Below are 23,956 nucleotides of genomic sequence, written 5' to 3' on the forward strand. Positions count from 1 at the left end.
CATCTACTGAGATTTTACGGCAACTACGCTAAAGAACGGTCTAAGCTTTGGAAACAAATACTCTATTAAACGATATTTCTTTGGGTATTTCCCTCGATAAATGAGGGTTTGCACCTCTAGCCCAAGCTTTTCCAGAAACACAATCAATTCCGTAGGAGTGTATTCCCTTACATGGCCCATGTGCCCATATTTCGAAATCTTGTCGTATTCCTCATAAATTTCACCACAACAACTGTACGCCTTTCCTCTAAACAGGAAATTTCGGATTCCCACCATAGATCGAAGATTGGGAGTAGAAATAAACAACTTCCCTCCAGGCACCATGACCCTTTTAATGTCTTCAATGACCGTAATAAGATTGGCATTAAGATGTTCGAATACCTCATTCATAATGACAGCATGAAAAGTAGCATCTTCGAAAGGTAAAGATTCTTGACCTATACTGCCTTTAACAACCTCCAAACCATTGGTGTCTATACAACTCTTAAACCGGTCGGGTTCCATATCCAATCCCGTAACCCGATAGCCTTTATCTTTTATGGCTGTTGTTAATATGGGAGGTGTTGAGCCCAATTCCAATACCGATATACTGGTATCTTCTGGGAATTCGGCCTGTAAGTACTCCAAATCGAATGACAATCTGTTTATGTGATTCTTAGAATAGTTATCATACCATTCCTTCATAAATTCTTCGTCCGGGAAAACACGGGAACGTGCATTTATAAGGGAATCCTTTGCTTGTTGTGTAGGTTGGTATTTTTCGGAGATGATTCTCATTGTATAAGGATACTGATTTTATGGAGACCTGTAAAGAAAATACGATTAAAAAAGTTTAAGTGATCTAGACTCGCTTTTCTGTTTTCAATACGCAGGTTCCCCTTGGTATTACTTCGCATAGGGTTTCCCCCAATAGCGTGATTAAAATGTACGTCTAAAGAATTCAATTTCAACGTTGCTCCCGTCCACTCTTCCATTTTTGCCAACCAGGCATTCGGATCGGAAACAAAGGAATGATAGGAAACAAAGGTATACCCAGGTAAACTTTTAAACCGTCGCATGAAATACTTTATTTTTAGCCAGTTCTTAGCAATTACCCAATCACTTTTTATGGGCATATAAACCGTCTTATCTGTGTATTCGGGTAGTCTTACCTTCTTTTTCCAACTATTGGCTACTTCAGGCAGCGATCGTTCCAAATGCAAAATAGTCACTTCACAGAAGTTCAATGTAATAAGGATGTTGAGCCATCCTATACTCTTGGAGCTATCTATAAGGATTTTCTTTCCCGTTTTATCCGCGATGCATTGGTAGAATAGCTTAACTCCCTTAACGAACGAACTCCAGTCGGGTTGTGCCAAAATTTCCTTAGCCTTGCCCGCATTTTTATATTTCAAAAGGTACTGGATCTTATTCCAAAAATCAGACGGATCGTAATCCTCTATTTCGGAAGTCAAGGTATTGTGTACATGCGACCACAATGGGCAGCTTACAATAATATCGCCGCAGCCGCATAGTGAATCCCCTTCATAATATCGTCGCCAAAAACGATAGCATTCACCTATTCCGATAGTACCATCTGCATTTGCCAAAACATTTTCCAACAGTGTGGAACCTGACCTACCGTCTCCTGCTATGTAGATAATTTTCATGAGAAGATTGTGGTATTAACCCCTAGTTTTTTCTGAATATATCGAACTAGGATAATGTTCTGTACAATGAGGGTAATGGTATAAGCCCATGAAGCTCCCAATACATCGAAAAATATGATGAGTGCTATACTTAAACCAACATTTAGAATGAGCATTTGGATTAAATTCTTGGAAAGATAGGCTTGATTTCCAGTCATATTCAAAACGGGGCCGGCCGAACCCGCCAAGGCGTGTACCAATTGTCCCAAACAAAGGATGAGTAACGGGATAAATGAAACGGCGTATTCATTTCCAAACATAAAAGTCAATAACGCTTCCCCTCCTACTACGAAAACAATAACCACTACTACCGAAAAAGCGAACACCAAACGGTTGGCTTTGGTAACAATTCGTTGTAGTGACTCCATGTTTTTTTGTTCGAATGCTGTTGAAATATAAGGTGGAATGGCGGAGTTTATTGCGCCTAATGCAAAAGAAACCAATGCTGCACCCCGCATGGCTACGTCAAAAATGGCAACAGCTTCCAAGCTTCCGAAGATGGCCAAAAGATAGGTGATGGACTTTTCCTTTAATGTTTGGGTCCCTCCGTTTATGAGAAAAGGTATGGTAGCCTTGGTCCATTCTTTTTCTGAAAAAGAGGGTCGAATGCCCTTCAACTTGTTCAAAAGTTTGGATTTCAGAAATAATGAACCCACAATAAAAGCTATGGCGGCGGCAATGGCATGAATGAGCATTGCATTTTCTGGGGTAAGTGTATTTCCTGCTAAATAGAAAACGATAAGCCCTACAAAAAGCAAAAAATTCCTTATGAATGTATCTGGCAATTGCCCTAAAACTACCAATTTTAGACCTCTTAATGCCGCAGAGCGAATACTACCTAAGGCCAAAAAGGGAAGTATGAGAAATGCATACCACATGGTAGTGGACATTTCGTATTGGCCCCACCAAACCAAATAGGTAACGTAAGCGAGTAGTAGTGCAAGTGCCGTCGTTAATAGCACCAATTGATTGGAACGAATAAGCAGTCCCTTTATTCCTGCAAAATCCTTTTCCACTTGATACTTGGAAATATAACGTGTAATTAAATTGGGGAGACCAAAAGAAACGGGGATTACGATGAGATTGATGGTTGCAAAGGCTAGTACGTATGCACCAAATTCTTTTACACTTAACACCCTGGCCAATAAAATTCCATTGAGAAAAGCGAAGAAGGTGGATAGGAACTTTATCCCTAAACTACCCAAAGTTGCAACCTTAATCTGTTTGCTGCTAAATAAATCTAAAATATTCACGTTCCCATTACTATCTTCCTTTTCTGGAAGAGAAACCCATTACATAATCATTCCGGCAGCTACGGTCTCGTGCGTAGCATCATCGATCAAAACAAAACTCCCTGTAATTCGGTTGTCGCGATACTCATCAATCATAAGAGGTCGTGTAGTACGAACCTTCACGCGGGCAATGTCGTTCATAGCCAGATCCTTACTCTCCTCGTCTCGACTGTATGAGTTGATGTCGACCTTGTAAAGAATGTCCTTGATCATGGCTTTTTGCTCATTCGAGGTATGTAAAATGGTGTATTTTGCTCTTGGGCGTGCCTGCTGGTTGTTCAACCAACAGATCATAGCATCGAATTCCTGACTTGGGGTTGGCTTGTTGTTGGTCTTTACAATCATATCCCCTCGACCCACATCGATATCGTCCTCTAGTGTAATAGTAACCGACATCGGGGCAAAGGCTTCTGCCACTTCTCCATTGATGGTATCGATGGTTTTAATAGTAGACGTAAACCCTGAAGGCATTAGGGTAACGTCATCGCCAGGTCTAAAGATTCCACTAGCTACACGTCCCGCATATCCTCTGTAATCGATAAACTCCTTGCTTTGTGGACGCAATACAGTTTGTACCGGGAATCTGGCATCGATTTTATTCACGTCGCTACTAATGTGCATGTGCTCCAGTGTATGCAATAGTGGTGCTCCCTTGTACCATTCCATGTTTTCGGAACGATTTACTACGTTGTCCCCATTTAAGGCACTGATAGGAAGGAAACGGATGTCCTTTACATATAATTTGGAAGAAAACTCTTCGAACTGTGCAATGATATTCTCATACACTTCTTCTTTATATTCTACCAAATCCATTTTATTGACACACACGATAATGTGTGGAATCTGCAACAAAGAAGCAATAAAAGCATGGCGTTTCGTCTGTTCAATCACACCATTACGCGCATCGATTAGGATCAATGCCGCATTAGCTGTAGAAGCTCCAGTAACCATGTTTCGGGTATACTGAATATGTCCAGGAGTATCAGCAATAATGAACTTACGCTTAGGGGTGGTAAAATATCTATAGGCCACGTCGATGGTAATTCCCTGCTCGCGTTCGTCTCTAAGACCATCGGTAAACAAAGCCAAATCCACTCCCTCGTGTCCTTTACGCTTACTGGTAGATTCTACGGCTTCCAATTGATCTTCGAAAATTGCCTTGGAATCATACAACAATCGACCGATTAGGGTACTCTTTCCGTCATCTACACTTCCTGCGGTGGTGAATCGTAATAGTTGGTTGTTATCTATTGCCATTTTTAAATTCTAAGTTCTTAGTATTAAGTGTTTAGTTGTGAGATATCTCAATATTCTCCTCTCTTTCCTCTCTCTCGTCGCTATTAAAAATATCCCTGACGCTTACGGTCTTCCATAGCCGTTTCACTTCGTTTGTCGTCTGTACGATTTCCCCGTTCAGTCTGTTTCATGGCCGCTACTTCAGCAACGATCTTTTCCAGTGAATCGGCATCGCTTTCCAGGCCTCCTGTAATGGTAATATCCCCAAGGGTTCTGAATCTGATTTTCTTCTTCTCAATGGTTTCGCTGTCCTCCATAATTAAGTGTTCGGAAACAGGAATCCAAGAATTACTTCTCCAAACCACCTCTCTTTCATGGGCGAAATACAAGGATGGAATGCTAATATTTTCACGAAGGATATAATTCCAAACGTCCATTTCGGTCCAGTTACTAATAGGGAATGCCCTAAAGTGCTCTCCTTCGAAATGTTTTCCGTTTAGGATGTTCCAAAGTTCTGGACGCTGGTTTTTAGGATCCCATTGTCCGAAATCATCCCTATGAGAAAAGAAACGCTCCTTGGCTCTGGCCTTTTCTTCGTCCCTTCTTCCTCCTCCAATAGCGCAATCGATTCGGTTGTCTTCAATAGCATCCAATAGGGTGGTGATCTGAAGAGCATTTCGGGTGGCGTTTTTACCTTTTTCTTCGGCTACGCGTCCTTTATCGATAGATTCCTGTACGGATCCCACAATCAATTGAACTCCCAACTGATTGATTAGGTCATCTCGGAATTTTATGGTTTCAGGGAAGTTGTGCCCCGTATCCACGTGCATTAATGGAAACGGGATTTTTGAAGGATAAAACGCTTTCCTTGCCAAATGCGTTACTACAATAGAGTCTTTTCCTCCAGAAAATAGAATTACAGGATTCTGAAATTGCGCCCATACTTCACGTAAAATATAGATCGCTTCCGATTCCAATTCATCCAAATAATTCAAATAATACTTACTCATCGGTGTTCAGTTTGTTTTCAATATATGCTATGATGGTTGCTACAGATTCCTCTACAGTAACCTTTGTGGTGTCTATTTCTACGTCCGGTGATTGTGGAGCTTCATAAGGAGCGTTTACTCCCGTAAAGTCCTTGATCTCACCTGCTCTAGCTTTGGCATACAGTCCTTTTACATCTCGTCGCTCACACTCCTCAATGGGTGTATTAACGAAAATTTCGACATAATTGTCTGCACCCAGAATATTTTTTATGTTTTCTCTATCCTTTTCATATGGGGAAACAAAGGCAGCCAAGGTTACCAAACCAGCATCGACCATTAAATTGGCCACTTCGGCAATGCGGCGGATATTCTCCTTACGGTCTTCGGGGGAAAATGTCAGGTTATTGTTAAGGCCTTTTCGCACGTTATCCCCATCGAGGATGTAGGTATGGATTCCCTTATCTACCAAGGCTTTCTCCACGGCATTGGCTATGGTCGATTTGCCAGAGCCACTTAAACCCGTAAACCAAAGCAAGAACGAACCATGTCCTTTAATGGACTTTCGCATCTCCCGATCGACACTAAAATTATGGGGGATTACATTCTCTTGCATCAGTTCTTTCCTAGTTTTCTATAGATATAATTCCGTATTCTACCCAGTGGTAATTTGAGCCATAATCGCTCGTGAAAATAATAAAGTGCAAATTTAGTAATTAACTCGGTTAAAGCGATAAAAAGTGCCACTTCATTAAAACTCTCTAAGACAGCTCCCGAAATGATGAAAGTCATGGTGGTTGCCACCAATCGCCAAGAAATGGATTTGTAGACGGTAGCACGCTTGGTCACCACCCCATTCTTGCGGTATCGTTGCCATATACGTTCGTGTACATAGTAGACAAAAAACTTGATCAAAAACTCGGCGGCACCTATCTTAAAAGCATCCTCCAAACTGCACTGTCCAAACAAGCAGGTGATAAGCAATGCCACCAATATGGTATCTGTCGTGGCAACTACGCGCCAGGAGATTCCTTTGAGGAGGCTTCTTATATGTGATTCTTGTTTGTACTGAGCCATGTTAACTCGTTACGAGAAAATAAGGATTCAAAAGATTTTCCTTGTTGTATCGAAGGGGTTGTTGTGTTTCCTGATCGATCACCTTCACTCCCACAGCTCTACAAATGGCATCACCTGCTGCTGTATCCCATTCCATAGTAGGGGCAAAACGAGGATACACGTGGGCATTCCCTTCGGCCACCAAACAGAACTTAAGTGAACTTCCCTTGGAAACAATTTCAACTTCCTTTCCCAAATCTTCAATGTAGGCTTTCGTTGCATCATTAAGGTGCGAACGGCTTCCCACTACTCTTACTCGAAGTGAAGATGCAGCAGGTTTCATAGGGGTTGCTTGAGCCATAATTTCTTCCACAGGGATATTTTCGTCCGTTAGCTCCAATCTATAGGAACCTTCGTCCATTCCAAGAGTGTAATACAAGGTTTTCGAAACCGGCACATAAATGATTCCCATCACAGGTGTGCCCTCTTGTACCAAAGCAATGTTCACCGTAAATTCCCCATTTCGCTTTATGAATTCCTTAGTTCCATCCAACGGATCCACAATCCAACAACTGCTCCATTCCTTGCGCTCACTATAGTCGATCTGCTTATTTTCTTCACTAATAATTGGGAAAGGGGTTTTCTCCAAATAGGTATTGATTATCGCATTGCATTTTTTATCTGCAATGGTAAGCGGTGAATCGTCTCCTTTTAGCTCCACATCGAAGTCTGTTGCATAGACTTCCATGATAGCTTTTCCTCCTTCAATAGCTGCTTTTATGGCGGTTTGTAAGTATTTGTTCATACGGGAAATATAAGTGCGCAAAGGTACAATAAATAGCAAGAATTCATAATAATGTTTACATTTATACACATGAAGAAAATCGCCTACTTATCGTTACTCATCATCACCCAAGCCAGCTGTCAGGATTTTGGAAAAATGCAGTTTATTGCCGATCTCCCTGGGAAGGTGAATGAAATTAGTGGAATTGAAAAATTCCCCGACCAAAATATTCTATGGACCATCAATGATTCCCGTAATCCACCGGAAGTATACGCTTTTGATCTCGACCGAAATAAAATGGGGCAAACCATACGGGTAAAGGATGCCCCGAATATCGACTGGGAAGACCTTGCCATTGGGCCCGATGGTACTTTGTACGTAGGCAACTTTGGCAATAACCTCAGCAACAGAACCGATCTGGCCATTTACGGTATTAAAAACCCTAACGAACTAGACAAAAGACGTTACGAACCTACCGTGGTGGAATTTACCTTTGCGGATCAGCTGAAGTTTCCCCCGAAGGAAAAGGACAAGAGTTATGATGTAGAGGCATTCTTCTTTTGGAAAGATCACTTCTACCTTTTCACACGCAATCGTGCCAAGAAATATGATGGCACTTCGAAGATTTACCGAATGCCTGCAACACCAGGAGAACAAACGGCAGCGTTTATAGGGGAATTTAAAACCTGTGATGACCAAAGCGATTGTGAAATCACTTCGGCAGCCATACACCATGAAACGGGCAAAATTGTATTGCTATCTTATAACAAAGTTTGGGTCATTACCGATTATATGGGCGATAACTTTGCTCACGGTAACATCGAAAAAATAAAGTTAGGACACCGTTCCCAAAAGGAAAGCATTTGTTTCAAAAACGAGAACGAAGTCTACATTGCCGATGAGCGATCCCATGGAAAAGGAGGTAATTTATATCTATTATCCCTGGAAACTGAATAATATTTGTGGCTATTGATAACGATCCTTTAAATACTGCGAAGGACTCGTTCCCTGATACTTTTTGAAAGCACGCGTAAAGGAAGAAGCATTGTTATATCCTACCGATTCGGCCAAGGCCTGAATGGAATACTTTCGCAACAGGGGTTTGCTCTCCAAATTTTCGAGTAATCGTGCCATGCGAAGATCTACCAAGTATTGATTGAAGGATTTGTTCTTATGCGAATTAATCACTCGAGAAAGGTAACTAGTGTTCGTTTCTAGTAGTTTTGCCAAGGTCGTCAGGGTAAAATCCTTTTTCATAAACATATCCGAGTCTTCTATCACTTTCAGGTTTGTGAGAATTTCATCGGCAAGTTTGCCATCGATTTTGCGATTGGGCACACTTTCCCTTTTGCTCGAGTTCAGCAAGTCCAAGTATTCCTCCCTCAAGGCTAGCAAGGCTTTTCTCTGTGATTTCCGCTTCTGCATTCCATAGAACAATATTCCCAACAACAGAAGTAGTGATAGGGCTATTGTCGTCCAATACTTTCTCTTTTCGGCCTGCATCTTGCCTTTAATGGCTGTATTTAACTGAAGTACATTGTTCAGATCCGCTTTGGTAATCTTGCTATTGGCTTTTTCCTTGTCTACCCCAATTTTCTCAAGTGATTCTACCCGTAATTGTGAGTATTTGTAGGCACTGTCCAGCTTGTTCAATTTAAAATAAGATTCTGCGAGTATATCGTATACCTCACTACCATCTGGACTTCCCAAGGCCTTCTTCCCGTAAAAAACTGCCGAATCGTGTTTTTGCTTTCCAAAATGACTTTTGGACTTAAAAAAGTAGACGGCCTGCTTACTTTCGTCTTCGGTATAAAAGGTTAAGGCGGTATCCGCATAAGATAATGCCCGAGAGAATTGTTTTCTGTAATAATCCAATTCGGCCTTTCTTAAATAATAATGGGCCTTATGCTTCTTGTTATTGCTGTCAATCTTCTGGGTGAGCATGTAGGCTTCCTTAAAATAAGATTCTGCGGAATCTATAAGCACAGGGTTCTTCTTTCCGAGGGAAAGAAAGTTTCTACCCATTTCCACACTGATATTGGCCTTTTCATGAAGCAAATGTTTGTACCAAACTTGACTTGTATCGCTTATGTGAAAGTCTATTTCGTTATTCAGTTTTTCCAGAATGCTATTGCTTTCCTGGAATTTTCCCATTTTGCTTTTAAGACTGGCTAAACTAAAGGTAAGGGAGATCTCATTCTTCATATAGTAATCGTCCCGCTCTGGTAAGTTGTTTAAAACTTCTCCCATTTGCATAAGATGATCGTATGCTTCGGAAAACTTCTGTCGGTTCATTTTTAAATAGAAGTATCTCCGGTATATGTTCAGCTTTATGATATCCGTACACTCCTCATAGGTCTTTCCAATAAGGTTTTTTGTGTGGGTATAGTTTTGTGGTTGAGGATTTTGATTAATGACCACCAATACATCATCCAGAATTTCGATACAAGCTATTTCCTTTCCCTCATAGTACAACAGTGTGGCTTCATACAAATCGGCAAAAAGAACACGGCAATGATTATCAGATTGCCTCATTTTCCGAATGTAGAAACGGGTACTATCAGCATCCTTGTGCATGTATTGAACCACCTTATCGTGGTAGATCTCTTCCAATGCTAGGTCTTGGGCGTCTAGGGACCCCAATAACAAAAGAGAGAGTATCCACAAACCGAAGGTCCGTAGCAAATGATGGTTAGCTGACTTCAATAGAGTTACAATTTTTTTTAATGCATTTTATAAAATGCAAATCGCTTTTCGTAAATATAGCTTATTCCTACGATTTCTTCAAAAGCCCAAAAACCTCGGGTAACAAATCACTTCTTTAGGCAACAATAGGCCATAACAACATATTTCTGGAATATTCAATAACACATTTAAAAAACGATGAAAACACAATTATCTTTATGCTTCCTGCTACTTTTCACCATAACATTTTATGGACAACAGCGATCCCTCCTATTCGATGGAGAGGATGATTACGTTGATTTGGGAGAGAACTACGTTTTTAATCCAGACGATTCCTTTACAATCGAGGCATGGATAAAAATTGAGCAGCCGGGGTTTAAACAAATCATTTCGAAACTGGGAATTGAAGAAGGAGCTTTTAGAGGATGGGGCTTCCAAATTGAATTGCATGGACGCATTACCCATCAATCCATCTCTATCAACTCCCTTCCTTCGGGCATGTATTTCTTGTCCATCCCCAACGATTCTGGAGTGAAGGAAATTGCTGAAATAATCAAGGAATAACAAGTTAAGCCATAGGGCTTTTGATCAAGCCTTTACTGAGAGACGGTAAAAAAGGAAGTTCTCACGAGCTTCCTTTCTCCGTTTTATCTTACAGACTCACGCCAAATCCAAAGGAAATACGCATGCCGTCATCTCCACTAAAAATACCCAACTGACCCGAAATGGTATCCACGGCATTGATCCAAAGACCGCCACCCACATCACTGTGCCAAGTGTCACTATCTTCTCCATCCAACCATACTCTTCCAGTATCGGCCCCTCCAAAGATTCCTAATTGTAAGGGCAGAATCCCTGTTTTAAATTTTCGGAATCCATAACGCAGATCACCACCAAAGGCCAAGGCACTTTCCCCACTGAAACGTTGGGTTCGATATCCTCTCAATCCATCGCCCGATCCTAGCACCGCAGCTTGATAGAACTCGAAAGAATCTCCAATATTGAATTGTCCCTGTGCCATGGTACGCAATACCAGCTTCTTATCCTTGGTTAAGGAATTGTAGAACTGTAATTCGGGCTGAATGTATCCGTACGTGCGTTCGGTATCGTCTATATTGGTCCGACCCCCTACTTTCAATCCAAAGTGCATCCCACGACTGGGTGCTCCCGCATTATCATAACTGGAGTAGGTATAGTCCATTTCTGCACCCACAAAGTTCTGCGCTTCAAAAGTATTTGGCATGCCACTGAAGAAATCCGAAATGAAACGTCCTTCGGTATCTTCTACCTCGATATTTTCGAAAAAGGCAGTAATTCCAAAGCGGCCACCGTACAAACCATTCTTCACTACACCTACTTTTCCACTTAGAATAGCCGTTTTTACACGGTTAAAATCAAAATCAACACCATCTTGATCATCAAAATTTTCGGTTTCATTTCCAAATCCAAAGAAGTTACGGGTAAAGTTTTCACTTGTAAAATGGCCTCCAATCAGAAAATTCCAATCCCCTACTGCATCGGCAAATTCTCCATTGTATTCTAAATCGAAGCCTTGGGTAGCGAAGTAGTAGCCAGCTCTAAAAATATGTTTCTGGTGAAACGGATCTGTTTTAAAACCTTTTACGGTATACGTATCCATCAATCCGATACGTAGACCATCATCTGGATTCGCCCCTATGGAAGGGATGATGGAATTGTTACGCGTAATCAACTTTCGGAAATCGTAATTATTGATTACATAATCGTCCCTAAAGCGAATGGCCCCTCCATTATTCTTAGCAACCGTGTTGGGCTTGCTCTTGTGGTCGTGCACCTTTACGGCTCTACCGTTCTCCAACGTATAGATATCGTTGTTCTGTCCTCCAATAATGCGGATAAACACCGGATTGTTCCCTTCTCCTTTTACTACAAAATGATCGTCGTCGTCCAATCCGTAAATCCAGATTTCCTTAGTTTCATTACTGAAAACCGTACGCTCTTTGTAAGGAGCCTCTATCGCGCCATCTTTGATCCTGGAAATGGAAATTTTTGTGGATCCATTTCCCCGAGTTATCTCTATATGGTCATCCTTGTCCGTTCCGGTAAATATGAGTAGTTTGGAAAGGTAATCGTAGTAGCGATTCGCCAAATCTTCCATCTGATCCCTTCTCGATCTCAATTTTACCTTTATTTCTTCGGCGCGATCGTCTTGTACCTCTTTAGGAAGTTTGGTAAAAGCATTTTCAATCACTTCATCCGTAAGGCTCTCCTGAATGTACTTGGCTTGCTTTACCCATTCTTCTTTGGAAGAAGTTTGTACAAAGTTTCGATCCAGCAGAATTCCAGCTGCATTCAACCATTTTATATCCTTGAAATTCTCGTTGTATTTCTGAAGTTGCCCCGCACTCGGAATCAGCACCTTGGCAATATCCAATAAAGCTCCGTCATAATACGAAAACACCTGATCGCGATCTCTTGGGATGGGTCTATATACCTTCTCATCTTTAGAAATATCGAAACGGGACCAGCGCCACTGATCTTGGTGACGGTCCCAGTCGCCCAACAGCATATCGAACAAACGGGCTTTTATAAATGCACTTTCATCTACTTGATATTCTTCATCCTTCCGAAGGTTCTGCATCATGTCGCTCGTGCTTTCAATGGCATCGGGCTTTCCGAAAGACGCTACGTCTAAAAATCCATCATCGGGGCGTTCTTCGATCACATATAATTCGTCCCCAAACTCAGCATTATACTTTCCTAAGGCTTTATGTTTAGGTATGTACAGCAGTTCTGGATTGGTGTGAAATACGCCAACAGCATCTGCCAAAGGAGCAACAACAAAGGAAGCAAAAGGATGACTAGCTGTGTAAAAATCCAAGATGAGATCTTCGGTTACGGTTTCTTCAAAATCCTCTTCGACATAGGTCTCGGTAAACAATACAGTCTGCAGGTATTGCGTGGCGCTTTTCTTTACTCCACGGATGGCAAAATTGCGACCTTTCTTGTCTACAACACGTAGCGAACGGGTCTGGTGCCCTCCCCCTTTTCTTTCAATAGCTAGTCCTCCGTATAAAGTATCTAAGGTTGCAACTGGAACCGTAAGATCGGTGCCATATACATAGCGATAGTGATCTCCCCAAAGCCAATTGTAGCTCTTTCCTTTTTCGGTTTTTTCCTTTTCGTAGGTAGTTGCGACTTTAGTTTTTGGGAAATTATTGGTCAGCGTATTGAAGTCATAGTTGTACTTAGGTCCATGAACTTCGGTACTGAACAATTCTGTAGGCCTTCCATCTTCCGATCCATAGAAGGTAACATGGGAAGATCCATCGGTAAATACCTTTAATTCGGCAAACCCTTGTGTTCCAGAAGAAAACATAGATCCCTCTCCCAAAGAAGCTGCGGATGTTTTTGAACCTGAACCAGAAACAATCTGCTTCACTCCATCCAAATCAATATATTGAAGGGAATGTTCGTGACCCGATACCATAATCAGGCGATCATTGCCCTTAGCCATGGTAATTAGGCGATTCATTAATTGGTTGTACAGCACATTGTATCGATCTTGAGGCGAAATACCTCCTTGCGATCTTATTTGGGTGGCCAAAGTAGCCAATCCCGGCAACGGAATCTTAGACTGAAAGGGAAAAAGATGCTTGTCTAAACTAAACTTCCCTCCATGGGATCCATAGGTAATAGCTGGATGATGTATGGCTAACAGAATGGTCTTTTCGTTATTCTTTTTCAACTCCCCTTCCAGTTCAAGAATGAAATCGTGACGGGTTTTTATGTCGCATTCGTCGTTAATGGTGGGGTGATCGTTCCAATCCGTAATATACCATTGAGAGTCGACCGCCAGCACGACGATCTCATCGGTAATATTGATTTTTTCAATGGGACATCCATTTTCAGGCTGGAAGGTATTTTTACCCAATCCCTTCTCTACTCTTTTTTCCTGTCGCTTTAATCCAGAAAGACCATTATACCAGTCATGGTTTCCAGGAATGAAAATGGTATTTCCATCAAATTCCTTAGCGGCGTTTATCTGAACATCAATTCTGTGTTTTGCCTCGTCTTCCTCTGGGCTTCCCTCTTTCGGCATTCCTTTTTCATAGATGTTGTCCCCTAAAAAGATAAGATGGTCCTTAGAAGTGTCCTTTCCCTGTATATGTTCCTGAAAGGAAAGAAGTGACCAAGTTGAAGAACCCATTTCGGCATTTCCGGCATCCCCTATCAAATAAAAAGTGTGCGCTACCTCCTTGGCATCGTTAGGGGCCATATTATTGGCCTCCTTAGCGATCTTGGTTTTATAGGTAGCACAACTGGATAATAGAAAAATAAGGGCAATACTGATGGTAGTGTAAACTTTCTTCATATCGGTTGACTAATGCTAAAATTTAGTAATTTGGTAAACTAATTTAAACCTGGTATGTCTACACTCATTGAAAAATCCGAAGCATATGTTCAGGACCTCCTCACAGAGGAGTTACCAAGCACTTGCCTCTATCACAACCTAACTCATACCAAACGTGTTTTTAAAAGTACAAAAGAAATAATTGATGGAAGCGGCCTCAATGGAGAAGAGTCCGAAATTTTATTATTGTCTGCTCTTTTTCATGATGTAGGTTATATTGCTGGTGGTGAAGGCCACGAGGCTAAGAGTATTGAAATAGCTGCTTCATTCCTTAAGGAGCATGGTGCTTCCGACCATCTTATCGCCGAAGTGGGAAAGTGCATCATGGCCACTAAGTTCGATGCAGTTCCCGAAACAGAACTGGAAAAAATCATTCGCGATGCCGATGCTTCGCATTTTGCAAAGGACTACTTTCAGGAGGCAAGCGAGTTCCTTCGACTGGAGTGGAAAATGCAGGGCTGTGCCGATTACAGCAAACGCAAGTGGCTCGAAGAGAATATCGATCTGTTACAAAACAAGCACCAGTATTTATCCAAATATGCCAAGGAGCATTGGACACCTAAAAAAGAAGAAAATCTGAAACTCATGATACAGGAAAGCGAAACCCTAGCGGCCGAAAAAGCCCTTCAGAAAAAGAAAGATGGGAAAAAGTTGAAGGAAAAAATGAAAGCGGTAGATCCTGAAAAAGCCATACAAAGTGTATTTAGGGTGACTCTACGAAACCATATTAAATTGAGTGATATTGCCGATACCAAAGCAAACATCTTACTATCGGTAAATGCCATTATCATTTCGATTGCGTTATCCAATTTAATTCCTAAGTTGGATAACCCATCCAATGCCTATTTAATAGTCCCTACCATTATCTTCTGTTTTTTCACAGTAGTATCTATTGTACTTTCTGTACTGGCAACACGCCCTAATGTGACTACAGGAAAGTTTACCAAGGAAGATGTGGAAAACAAGAAAGTGAACCTTTTGTTCTTTGGGAATTTCCACCAAATGAGCCTACCGGAATACGATTGGGCCATGAACGAAATGCTCAATGACAAGCAGTATATCTATTCGTCATTGACCAAGGACCTCTATTTTCTTGGGCTAGTACTTCAGAAGAAATATAAAATATTAAGACTTACCTACTCTATTTTTATGAGTGGTATTATAATTTCGGTGGCCGCTTTTGTGATTTCCTTTATCCTAAGTGGTACGCCAGACGCTTAATTGCTGCTTATTTCCTTCATTAGATCCTCATAGGTGTAGTAGGATTTATCCTTTTTACCACGGTTGTAAAGTACATTTACACGGATGGCTTTTAGCCCTGTTACTCCTTGTAAGTCTTCCAATTCTAGGATTTCGACTTCATCGCCCAGATGTTTCTTGGACTGAAGGAAGTTTACGTATTTCAAATACTCCACCTCATCCGATCGCTGAGAATACACAATGGTAATCTTACCTGGTTGCGTAATCCTCTCGTCCGTTCCTTTAATAAGGGCTTTGTCTACACGTTTCTTCACCACTTCGTAACGGGCATTATAAGTGCCATCTACGTCGAAACGCTTTTCGTCCATACGGAAACGAAGGGATAAGGAACTATTGAAAGCCAAAATCATAGAGGCTACATCTAACGGAACCAATAGTTTCTCTTTGAGTTGATAGAACTTGTTCTCCATCTCGCACATGGCCTGTAATTGCCACAAGCGAAGGTTATACAAGTAAATCTTATTGAAACTATCCTGTTTGGTAATGGACTCGCCAATATATAGGTTATGCTCTACACCATCCGTTTTAAAACGCTCGTAGTAATGCGGATACATTTTCTGAGCATCTTCCTGCTTCTTATCCAGAATAGCCGCCATGGTCTTATTAATAAGCATTACAGATTCATCGTAATCCTTTCTATGCTTATAGATAAAGCCTTTGTCATGATCTAAAATGGAATAGTATTCATCGATAAGCGCCTTTAACTTCGTATCCTTTTTACTTAGGTGATCGTACAAGGGAACAATTTCATTGCGCAGGAAATTTAATACCCTACGCTCGCTATCCACCTGTAGGTTTTTCCGAATATCCTTAAGGAAATTATCGATTCGGAAATTGATCTGCTCGTATATGGGAAGGGGTTCTTCGGTGAACACTTTCGCAATAATTTTCTTTACCTGCTTCAGCTGAAGGATAAGATCGTCCTTGGTCGCCTCATTTCTAGCTGTGGAAGATCCCTTAATATCGATCTGCCCAAACAACGGGAAAACATCTTCGAAAACAATCTCTTGAAAGGTCGCCTCTTCTCCATTCATCTTGGTGTCGATCACACGTTTGGCTTCTTTCTTAAATTTCCAGTGTACACTGGGGTGAATGGAGGTACACTCTTTCTGAATAAGCAATTCCATTTCATTGTCCTTTTCTTCCTTGGAACGACGTACAGAGTCTACCAAGAAAGGCATGATGTCCCTTAGCTTATTGGCATTGATTGTATTTAACTCCTGTGGATTCGGAGATACGATTTCCATCATTCCGAACAATTCATCTTCATTCTGAATGGGTTGAATGATAGCACTTTTTACACCTTGCTTCTGAAGTTTTTTGTACAATAGATTGTCTGGATACAATTCTACGTACCTGTCGGTATCTGATATACAATAAGCTTCCCCTTTGTTCATTAAGTGATCATAGGAATGCGGGCAAAGGGACTTATTACAAGATTCCTTCATTTCCGAATTCAGCAAATAACTTTTCACATTCAATAACGATGGAGGAGCTTGGAAGGTATCATCTTCCGGCTCATAAATGGAATATCCCACCTCTAATTGAGGCAAGCCAAAGATTGCTCTAAGGATTTCCTGAAACTGTTGGGCAAAGCTCTCATCCTTAGGATCATTCTGCAACAAGTTCGCTTTAAAATCGGACAGGGAAACATCGGTCGTAGCGTCGTACATATTGGCGATCACGAATCCACTAAATTTCCAGCTATTCGGCGGAAACTTCTCCTTCCATACCTCGATATTATCAAAACTGTCCAGCAATTCCGCTACATCTTCGGGAGTGATATCTTTTGAGTCTCCTGTTTTTTCTATACCTACAAAGTCTCCATTGTACAAAACACGATAGTGTCTCATGATACCTTGTGCATCCGGGATGTCATAGTAGAAGGGCCTTCTAAAATCGGTTCGGTAGCCATAGTACATATTGAGGATAACGCTACATCCCATGATGTACATTTCCTCATCGGAGAAATCGGCCAATTTAAATTCGAACGAATCACCCCCTGCTACTTTTATAATATTGTCATAACGCTCTGAAGATTTCACCACATAATCCTGAAATGGAATGGTTGCGATCTTGATTTCGTTTTTTTGCAAAATGGATGCAAAAAGATCTTCTAAAATGATATCTATTTGTTCCTTATGTGCCTCAATTTCCTCGGCTGTAGACATTCCTTCGACAAGTGCCGGATAGTCTTCAGCAATTTTCAGTACTTCTTCAGCACGAGCACGGAACAGGGAAGTGCTTCCTTCCAGTTTATCACGATAGGAATCGAATAGCTTTTTAAAGCTAATCTCCACGCTTAGAGGGAATTCCCCTTGAGTAATTTTTTGTTTCATTATCTGCCTAATACACTATAAAATTAAGAATTATCCCGCAAGTGGGACCATATCACCTTGTTATTAACAGTATTTTCGGATTTCCGACTTTCATTCAGAAAAAAATACCGTTACTTTTGTGACGTAAAACCTACTACAAAATGAGACGATTAATTGCATTTTTTATTACACTTTTGTTTATTTCTTGTAATGAAACGAGTTCCGACAGCTATACTTTAGAAGGAAATGCCCTTGGATATGCAGATGGTACCAAGGTTTTGGTATATGACGTGGTAAACAATCAGACCAAAATAAAGGATACCTTGGAGATCATCGGTGAGAAATTCTCTAAGACCTACCCCAATGAAACTGACACAAAGATCCATTTGCTACGAATGGACGGAAGTCGCAACAATATCATTTACTTTGTTGAAAACGAACCCATAAAGGCTACTATTTATAAAGACAGCCTAGGTGCCTCCTTTGTTACCGGTGGAAAACAGAACGAGCTCTACAACGAATTCAATGAAGGCATGGCATCAATCAACAAAAAGAAACAGCAGATTACTGCAGCTTTCCGACAGGCGCAGGTAGAGCAAGATGGTATTTTGGTGAACGAACTACGTGCGCAGAGTCAGGCCTTGACCGCCGAAGAACGCGGCTATAAGTCGAATTTTGTGAATGAGAATAGGAACTCTGTTTTCAGTATTATGCTATTGGCAGAACTATTGGGTAAAGAAGAAATGACTACCGAGCAAGCAAATCAAATTATAGGAGAGTTAAGCCCCAAGATGGCAAAGCATCCATTGGTAGACAATCTTAAAAAGACCATAGAAGCCAAAAAGAAAGCAAGCATTGGTGGTGTCGCTCCCGACTTTAGTGCTCCGCAACCTAATGGGGAAATGCTATCACTCAAAGAAACGTTAGGAAAATACACGATTATCGACTTCTGGGCTTCTTGGTGCCGTCCTTGCCGTATGGAAAACCCTAATGTGGTAAAAGTGTACAACGAATACCACGACAAAGGGCTTAACATCATTAGTGTTTCATTGGACAAAGCCAATCAGAGAGATCGCTGGTTAAAAGCCATTGAAGATGATAAAATGGACTGGTACCACGTATCCAATCTGCAGTTTTGGCAAGATCCGATTGCACGTCAATACAATGTACGCAGTATACCAGCTACCTTCCTATTGGATGAAGAAGGGAGAATTATTGATAAAAATCTGCGTGGTGCTGCCCTTCAGCAGAAAATTGCTAGTCTTTTAGATTAATACAATTCGAAACGTACGTTAACGCGTACCTTAATTTCCATTTCCCCCGGGGCCATTGTTTGGCCGGAGGCATCGTTTTCCATGAGCATAGCCGAACGGAACATGGGCCCTGGTGTATGGGTTGCCTGAAATTCACTAATCTGCATGGCCTTCCCTATTTTTTGGTCCAATACCGCTGTGTACTCTTCTGCCTTTTGTTTGGCATTTTGAATGGCTTTAGTTCGTGCTTCCGATTCTAAACTGGCTTGTTTTGAAGATGAAAAATGAATGCCATCGATACGATTGATCCCCGTTTCAATAAGGCCATTCATAATGCTTTCATAATCGTCTAGATCCACAATTTTTAATGAAATGGATTGATTTGCAGTATAGTTGTACCGCTTAGTGTTGTATTCGTAGGTTTTATTCAAGCGGATGTACTCCGTCTTGATATATTTCTCGTCTATCTTTTGTTTCTTCAAAAATTGAAAAACATCGCTGATGGTCTGGTCGTTCTTCAATTTTACTTCTTTGGCATCATTGCCGGTGTTCTCTACACGTATGTTAACGGTTACCTGATCGGGTATCACGGTTACGATCCCTTCCCCAGTAACATCTACACTGGGTGTCTGTGATTGTTGTGCTGTCATAAAGCAGGTGCTTAGTAAGGTGATGATTGCAATAAAATGTTTCATGCTAATAAATTTTTCCAGTTCTGTACATAACCAACAGTATCACGATGGGAACGGCCAATAGGATTACATAAATCAGCTTATCATCGAACACCGAAGGATAGAATAGTAAAGTTAACAAATACCCTGCCACTGCGCCACCGAAATGAGCATCATGACCAATATTTCCCAATCGGGCCTTCATACCGTAAATAGAAAACAGGAGATATCCTAAGCCGAACATCCAAGCGGGAATACGCAATGCATAAAACAATAAGAGTTCGCCTTCTGGGTGTATTAGAATTGCCGCATAAATCACTCCCATAACGGCGCCACTCGCCCCAACAGCACTATAATGGTACTCATCCTTATGAAAGTAGAATGACAGTAGGTTCCCGACGATTAGGCTTATCACATATATGATGAGAAATCTAGGAACGCCTAAGGTATCTATGACCACATCGGCAAAGAAATAAAGGGTGATCATATTGAAAAATAGATGCACAAAATCGGCGTGTAAAAAAGCCGATGAAAACATTCGTATCTGTTCTCCCCTTCGAATGGCCGCTATATTGAATTTATATTTCTCGAAAAACGAAAAATCATTCAAGGCTTTCATGGAGATAAGTACGTTGGCAACAATTATGATGAGGGTGGCAATATGGATACTTTGCAGCATGTGGAATTTTATCTAACAACGGAATTATAATGCAATAAATTTAGTTAGTTTTGCGCTAACTTTACCTATGCAACGGCTAGTTTATATTTTTGTTTTTCCGATTATCTGGTTCCTTTCAAAGCTCCCTATGGGAGTTCTTTATTTTATATCGGATGCGTTCTTCTTACTCATCTTCTACATCATAGGATATCGACGAAGAGTCGTACGGGAAAACTTGGAATTGGTTTTTCCTAACAAATCCAAAAAGGAAATAAAGGAGATTTCCAGGCGCTTCTACCATCACCTTTGCGATATGGTTGTGGAATCGGTGAAATCTCTTTCCATTTCAGAAAAGGAACTTAACAAACGCTTCACCTTTACCAATGTTGAGGAGATCCATAAACTAGAAGAGCAAAATAAGAGTATCGCTCTTATGGGTGGGCATTACGGGAGTTGGGAGTGGTCTTTTATTCTGCAAAGACACATTAACCATAAAGGATATGCCGTTTATAAACGTATAGAAAATAAGTATTTCGATGCCCTCATCAAGGGGATACGTGCCAAATACAACACCGAACTTATCACCACTAAAGAGACTTTTCATAAACTAGGGGCGGCACGAAATAGAGGCGAATTGACTATTAATGGTTTCTTGGCCGATCAAACTGCCAAACACTGGAAGGCCAAACACTGGCAGGAGTTCTTGGGCGTAAAAGTTCCCGTACTTACGGGAGCCGAAATGATTGCAAAGCGATTGGATATGGCCGTTGTTTTTATTGGCACGAAAAAGGTAAAAAGAGGCCACTACTCTACCACATTTAAGACCATTACTACAAATCCGAAGGAATTCGAAGACTTCGAAATTACAGACGCATTCATAAAGCTATTGGAAGAACTCATTTACGAAGATCCTGCTTATTACCTGTGGACACACAAACGTTGGAAATACAAAGACAATGCCCCAAGGGAAGCATCTTAGGCCTCCTTCAACAACCAATTGGTAAAGTCTACAGCCATCTCCTTTAGATACATTTCACTGTTTTCCATTGCATCCCGAATGTTTACAGCACGTTTCATGATAGCATCGGAATACTGAATTCCCATGTTCCGAATTTCGGATGGAGACAAGGTAATATTCCCACAAAAAGAGGCTACAGGAATTCCTTGTTCCTGCCCAGATTGTATTACGCCATTGATCGTTTTCCCAGAAAGGGTTTGTTCGTCCAATTGACCTTCCCCAGTAATGATCCAGTCGGCATTTTCGATTTCCGAATCGAAATTGGCCAACTTCTTAATCATGTCGATACCCGGAACGAGATGGGCACTTAAAAATAGCATGGAGCCTATACCCATACCACCAGCCGCTCCAGCTCCTGGGACCTCTTGCGGATTTATTCCGAAGTGATTTTCAAGAACGCTCGCAAAATCTTTAAGTCCTTGGTCCAATAGCACAATATCTTCGGGAGTTGCTCCCTTTTGCTGTGCATATACATGAGCGGCGCCATTCATACCATAAAGCGGATTGCTTACATCACAAGCCAAGAAGAATTCAATATTTTTCAATCGTTCATCCACTTCGGCAACATCAATAGCGGCTACCTCCGAAAGATTGGCACCTATGGGCGAAACGGATTCCCCAAGAGAATTCAAGAATTGATAGCCCAATGCTGTGGCCATGCCCATTCCACAATCATTGGTTGCACTTCCGCCGATGCCCAAGATGATCTTTTTAGCTCCTTTAGAAACAGCATCCATGATCAACTCCCCCGTTCCCAAGGTGGTAGCGTTCTTGCAATTTTTTTCTGAAGGTTTCAATAGTTTATGTCCCGAAGCCTCGGCCATTTCAATAAAAGCCGTTTCCGAGTTTTCGCTATACAAATACCTAGCGGTAATGGTTCGGAAGAGCGGGTCGTGCACCTGGGCACTAAGGAAGTCTCCTTTCAAATAGAAATTGAGTATATCGATCGTGCCATCTCCCCCATCGGCCAAGGGAAGGGATATGATCTGCGCTTCGGGTATTTTTTCGCGAATACCCGCTGCCACCAAATAGCAAAACTCAATAGCCGTAAGCGATCCCTTAAACTTATCGGGGGCAAGCACAATTTTCATAGTCCTAAGATACTACCCAAATATGGTGGGAACAAATCTAAGATGCCTTACAACTTAAACCAATCTTTGGAAACGGCACTGGTACAGTCCTCGGTAGCGTTTTTATGCAAGAACTTCCCGTCCTGGTATTTGTAATCCTCCTTCCATTTGGTCCAATGGGAAGCCAATTCTAAAAGGCTATCGCACACATACGCCATTTCTGCATTGGTCATGGTAGGATGGAAAGAAATACGAACCCAACCAGGTTTTAAATAGACTTTACCCGATTCTATTTCGGAAATGATCGCATTCGATTTCGTCTGATCGATCTCCAAGAGATAATGCCCGTAAGTTCCTGCACAACTGCAACCGCCTCGGGTTTGAATTCCGTAACGATCGTTCAACATTTTAACAGCCAAATCGAAATGCAGTTCTCCGATATTCAAGGAAACTACCCCTAAACGATCCCTATGTTCTCCTGCCAAAATGGAAATCTCCTTATGACCAGAAATGCGATCGAAGAAATAGGTTAACAGCTCGTGCTCCCTTTTCATAATGGCCTCAACGCCCATTTGTTCTTTCAGGGTAATAGCCAGAGAAGTACGAATCACTTGTAAAAACCCTGGGGTTCCTCCATCTTCACGTTCTTCTATGTCGTCCACATATTTATGTTGCCCCCATGGAGTGGTCCAAGAAACGGTACCGCCTCCCGGACAATCGGGCACCAAATTTCTATATAACTTTTTATTGAAAATCAACACCCCCGAACTTCCAGGTCCGCCCAAAAACTTATGGGGTGAAAAAAAGATGGCATCTAAATAACTTTCGGGATCTTCAGGATGCATGTTGATGTCCACATAAGGTCCTGAACACGCAAAATCTACAAAGCACAAGCCTCCAATTTCGTGCATCAATCTGGCTACTTCGTAATAGGGTGTTGTTATACCTGTAACATTAGAACAACTGGTGATAGAAGCGATTTTCAGATTGGGCTTATCCTTATATTCTTCGATAAGTGCTTTGAAATTCTCTAAGCAGAAAAGCCCTTCATGATTGCAAGGTATTACAACCACTTTGGCCAGAGTTTCCAGCCAAGAAGTCTGATTGCTGTGATGCTCCATATGGGAAACGAACACTATAGGACGATCTTCTTCCCTTATTTGTAGGGTATCCTTTATTTGTTCGGGGACCTTCAACCCAAGAATGCGCTGAAATTTATTCACCGCACCTGTCATGCCCGTACCCGTTGTAATGAGTACATCATCTGCGCTGGCATTTACATGTTCTTTGATAATTTTCCTCGCCTCACGATACGCATAGGTCATGGCCGTGCCGCTTACAGTAGTCTCTGTATGGGTGTTGGCGACAAAAGGACCAAATTCGTTGAGAATTTTCTCTTCTATGGGACGGTACAAACGTCCACTTGCGGTCCAGTCAGTATAGATAATCTTCTTTTCACCAAAAGGGGTAGTAAAAAAATGATCGATCCCTACAATGTTGCTTCTGAAGGAATTAAAATAAATTTCTAAGTTATCTACTTTGTCAGGGAGCCGTGTAAGCAATTAGGGATCAATTTATTAAGCGGACA

20 protein-coding genes are annotated in these 23,956 nt (G+C 41.4%); 5 read left to right on the forward strand and 15 right to left on the reverse strand.

The features are described 5' to 3' along the window. Positions 1 to 3: 3 nt before the first annotated feature. The 8 genes from POV27_RS11075 to cysQ form a co-directional block, all read right to left on the reverse strand. A complete protein-coding gene (locus POV27_RS11075) occupies positions 4 to 777 on the reverse strand; it encodes a class I SAM-dependent methyltransferase (RefSeq protein ID WP_272862836.1) in 774 nt (257 codons plus the stop codon). After that, a complete protein-coding gene (locus POV27_RS11080; protein ID WP_272862837.1) occupies positions 774 to 1,649 on the reverse strand; it encodes a hypothetical protein in 876 nt (291 codons plus the stop codon). The genes POV27_RS11075 and POV27_RS11080 overlap by 4 nt, the downstream gene beginning before the upstream one ends. After that, positions 1,646 to 2,941 (reverse strand): oligosaccharide flippase family protein, encoded by a 1,296-nt coding sequence (locus POV27_RS11085; RefSeq protein ID WP_272862838.1) that lies wholly within the window; start codon positions 2,939 to 2,941, stop codon positions 1,646 to 1,648. Before POV27_RS11085 ends, POV27_RS11080 begins: the two co-directional genes overlap by 4 nt. A 39-nt stretch (positions 2,942 to 2,980) precedes the next feature. Then, positions 2,981 to 4,237: a sulfate adenylyltransferase subunit 1 gene (locus POV27_RS11090; RefSeq protein WP_272862839.1), complete on the reverse strand. Its 1,257-nt coding sequence runs from the start codon at positions 4,235 to 4,237 to the stop codon at positions 2,981 to 2,983. A gap of 83 nt (positions 4,238 to 4,320) precedes the next feature. Next, on the reverse strand, positions 4,321 to 5,226 hold the full coding sequence (cysD, locus tag POV27_RS11095) for a sulfate adenylyltransferase subunit CysD (RefSeq protein ID WP_272862840.1): 906 nt from the start codon (positions 5,224 to 5,226) through the stop codon (positions 4,321 to 4,323). After that, positions 5,219 to 5,818 carry an adenylyl-sulfate kinase gene (gene cysC, locus POV27_RS11100; protein ID WP_272862841.1) on the reverse strand — a complete coding sequence of 200 codons (600 nt, stop codon included), beginning with the start codon at positions 5,816 to 5,818 and terminating at the stop codon, positions 5,219 to 5,221. The genes cysD and cysC overlap by 8 nt, the downstream gene beginning before the upstream one ends. Then, positions 5,818 to 6,279 carry a DUF2061 domain-containing protein gene (locus POV27_RS11105; protein ID WP_272862842.1) on the reverse strand — a complete coding sequence of 154 codons (462 nt, stop codon included), beginning with the start codon at positions 6,277 to 6,279 and terminating at the stop codon, positions 5,818 to 5,820. Before POV27_RS11105 ends, cysC begins: the two co-directional genes overlap by 1 nt. 1 nt (position 6,280) lies before the next feature. Next, positions 6,281 to 7,063: a 3'(2'),5'-bisphosphate nucleotidase CysQ gene (gene cysQ, locus POV27_RS11110; protein ID WP_272862843.1), complete on the reverse strand. Its 783-nt coding sequence runs from the start codon at positions 7,061 to 7,063 to the stop codon at positions 6,281 to 6,283. Positions 7,064 to 7,132: 69 nt separating this feature from the next. Between cysQ and POV27_RS11115 the strand changes: the two genes are divergently transcribed. Beyond that, positions 7,133 to 7,999, forward strand: a complete 867-nt coding sequence (locus POV27_RS11115; RefSeq protein ID WP_272862844.1) for an esterase-like activity of phytase family protein — start codon at positions 7,133 to 7,135, stop codon at positions 7,997 to 7,999. A 9-nt stretch (positions 8,000 to 8,008) separates the two neighbouring features. Here POV27_RS11115 and POV27_RS11120 read toward each other — a convergent pair whose 3' ends face one another. Next, the gene (locus POV27_RS11120; protein ID WP_272862845.1) at positions 8,009 to 9,748 is read right to left on the reverse strand and encodes a helix-turn-helix transcriptional regulator; all 1,740 of its coding nucleotides are present in this window, start codon (positions 9,746 to 9,748) and stop codon (positions 8,009 to 8,011) included. Positions 9,749 to 9,925: 177 nt separating this feature from the next. On the opposite strand from POV27_RS11120, the gene POV27_RS11125 reads away from it, so the two are divergent. Next, complete coding sequence (locus POV27_RS11125; protein ID WP_272862846.1) at positions 9,926 to 10,291, forward strand: LamG domain-containing protein; 366 nt, start codon at positions 9,926 to 9,928, stop codon at positions 10,289 to 10,291. Between the two features lie 88 nt (positions 10,292 to 10,379). Here POV27_RS11125 and POV27_RS11130 read toward each other — a convergent pair whose 3' ends face one another. Beyond that, complete coding sequence (locus tag POV27_RS11130) at positions 10,380 to 14,081, reverse strand: metallophosphoesterase (protein ID WP_272862847.1); 3,702 nt, start codon at positions 14,079 to 14,081, stop codon at positions 10,380 to 10,382. Positions 14,082 to 14,135: 54 nt separating this feature from the next. Between POV27_RS11130 and POV27_RS11135 the strand changes: the two genes are divergently transcribed. Beyond that, complete coding sequence (locus tag POV27_RS11135) at positions 14,136 to 15,341, forward strand: Pycsar system effector family protein (protein WP_272862848.1); 1,206 nt, start codon at positions 14,136 to 14,138, stop codon at positions 15,339 to 15,341. Here POV27_RS11135 and POV27_RS11140 read toward each other — a convergent pair. Then, positions 15,338 to 17,719 (reverse strand): GAF domain-containing protein, encoded by a 2,382-nt coding sequence (locus POV27_RS11140; RefSeq protein ID WP_272862849.1) that lies wholly within the window; start codon positions 17,717 to 17,719, stop codon positions 15,338 to 15,340. The genes POV27_RS11135 and POV27_RS11140 overlap by 4 nt on opposite strands. 140 nt (positions 17,720 to 17,859) lie before the next feature. Here POV27_RS11140 and POV27_RS11145 point away from each other — a divergent pair, with 140 nt between their 5' ends. Then, entirely contained in the window at positions 17,860 to 18,972 is a 1,113-nt protein-coding gene (locus POV27_RS11145; RefSeq protein ID WP_272862850.1) for a TlpA disulfide reductase family protein, read from the forward strand. On the opposite strand, the gene POV27_RS11150 is transcribed toward POV27_RS11145, so the two are convergent. After that, on the reverse strand, positions 18,969 to 19,646 hold the full coding sequence (locus tag POV27_RS11150) for an SIMPL domain-containing protein (RefSeq protein ID WP_272862851.1): 678 nt from the start codon (positions 19,644 to 19,646) through the stop codon (positions 18,969 to 18,971). The two genes, POV27_RS11145 and POV27_RS11150, sit on opposite strands and share 4 nt — an antisense overlap. Before the next feature lies 1 nt (position 19,647). Continuing rightward, on the reverse strand, positions 19,648 to 20,298 hold the full coding sequence (locus POV27_RS11155) for a rhomboid family intramembrane serine protease (protein ID WP_272863251.1): 651 nt from the start codon (positions 20,296 to 20,298) through the stop codon (positions 19,648 to 19,650). A gap of 70 nt (positions 20,299 to 20,368) precedes the next feature. Between POV27_RS11155 and POV27_RS11160 the strand changes: the two genes are divergently transcribed. Beyond that, positions 20,369 to 21,259 (forward strand): lysophospholipid acyltransferase family protein, encoded by an 891-nt coding sequence (locus POV27_RS11160; RefSeq protein ID WP_272862852.1) that lies wholly within the window; start codon positions 20,369 to 20,371, stop codon positions 21,257 to 21,259. Here POV27_RS11160 and POV27_RS11165 read toward each other — a convergent pair. Together POV27_RS11165 and POV27_RS11170 are read right to left on the reverse strand one after the other, a co-directional pair. After that, positions 21,256 to 22,389, reverse strand: a complete 1,134-nt coding sequence (locus POV27_RS11165; RefSeq protein ID WP_272862853.1) for a glycerate kinase — start codon at positions 22,387 to 22,389, stop codon at positions 21,256 to 21,258. The two genes, POV27_RS11160 and POV27_RS11165, sit on opposite strands and share 4 nt — an antisense overlap. Before the next feature lie 47 nt (positions 22,390 to 22,436). After that, positions 22,437 to 23,930, reverse strand: coding sequence for an aminotransferase class V-fold PLP-dependent enzyme (locus POV27_RS11170; protein ID WP_272862854.1), 1,494 nt, complete (start codon positions 23,928 to 23,930; stop codon positions 22,437 to 22,439). Positions 23,931 to 23,956 lie beyond the last annotated feature (26 nt).

It is taken from the genome of Aureisphaera galaxeae (assembly GCF_028561275.1).
Classification (GTDB): domain Bacteria; phylum Bacteroidota; class Bacteroidia; order Flavobacteriales; family Flavobacteriaceae; genus Aureisphaera; species Aureisphaera galaxeae.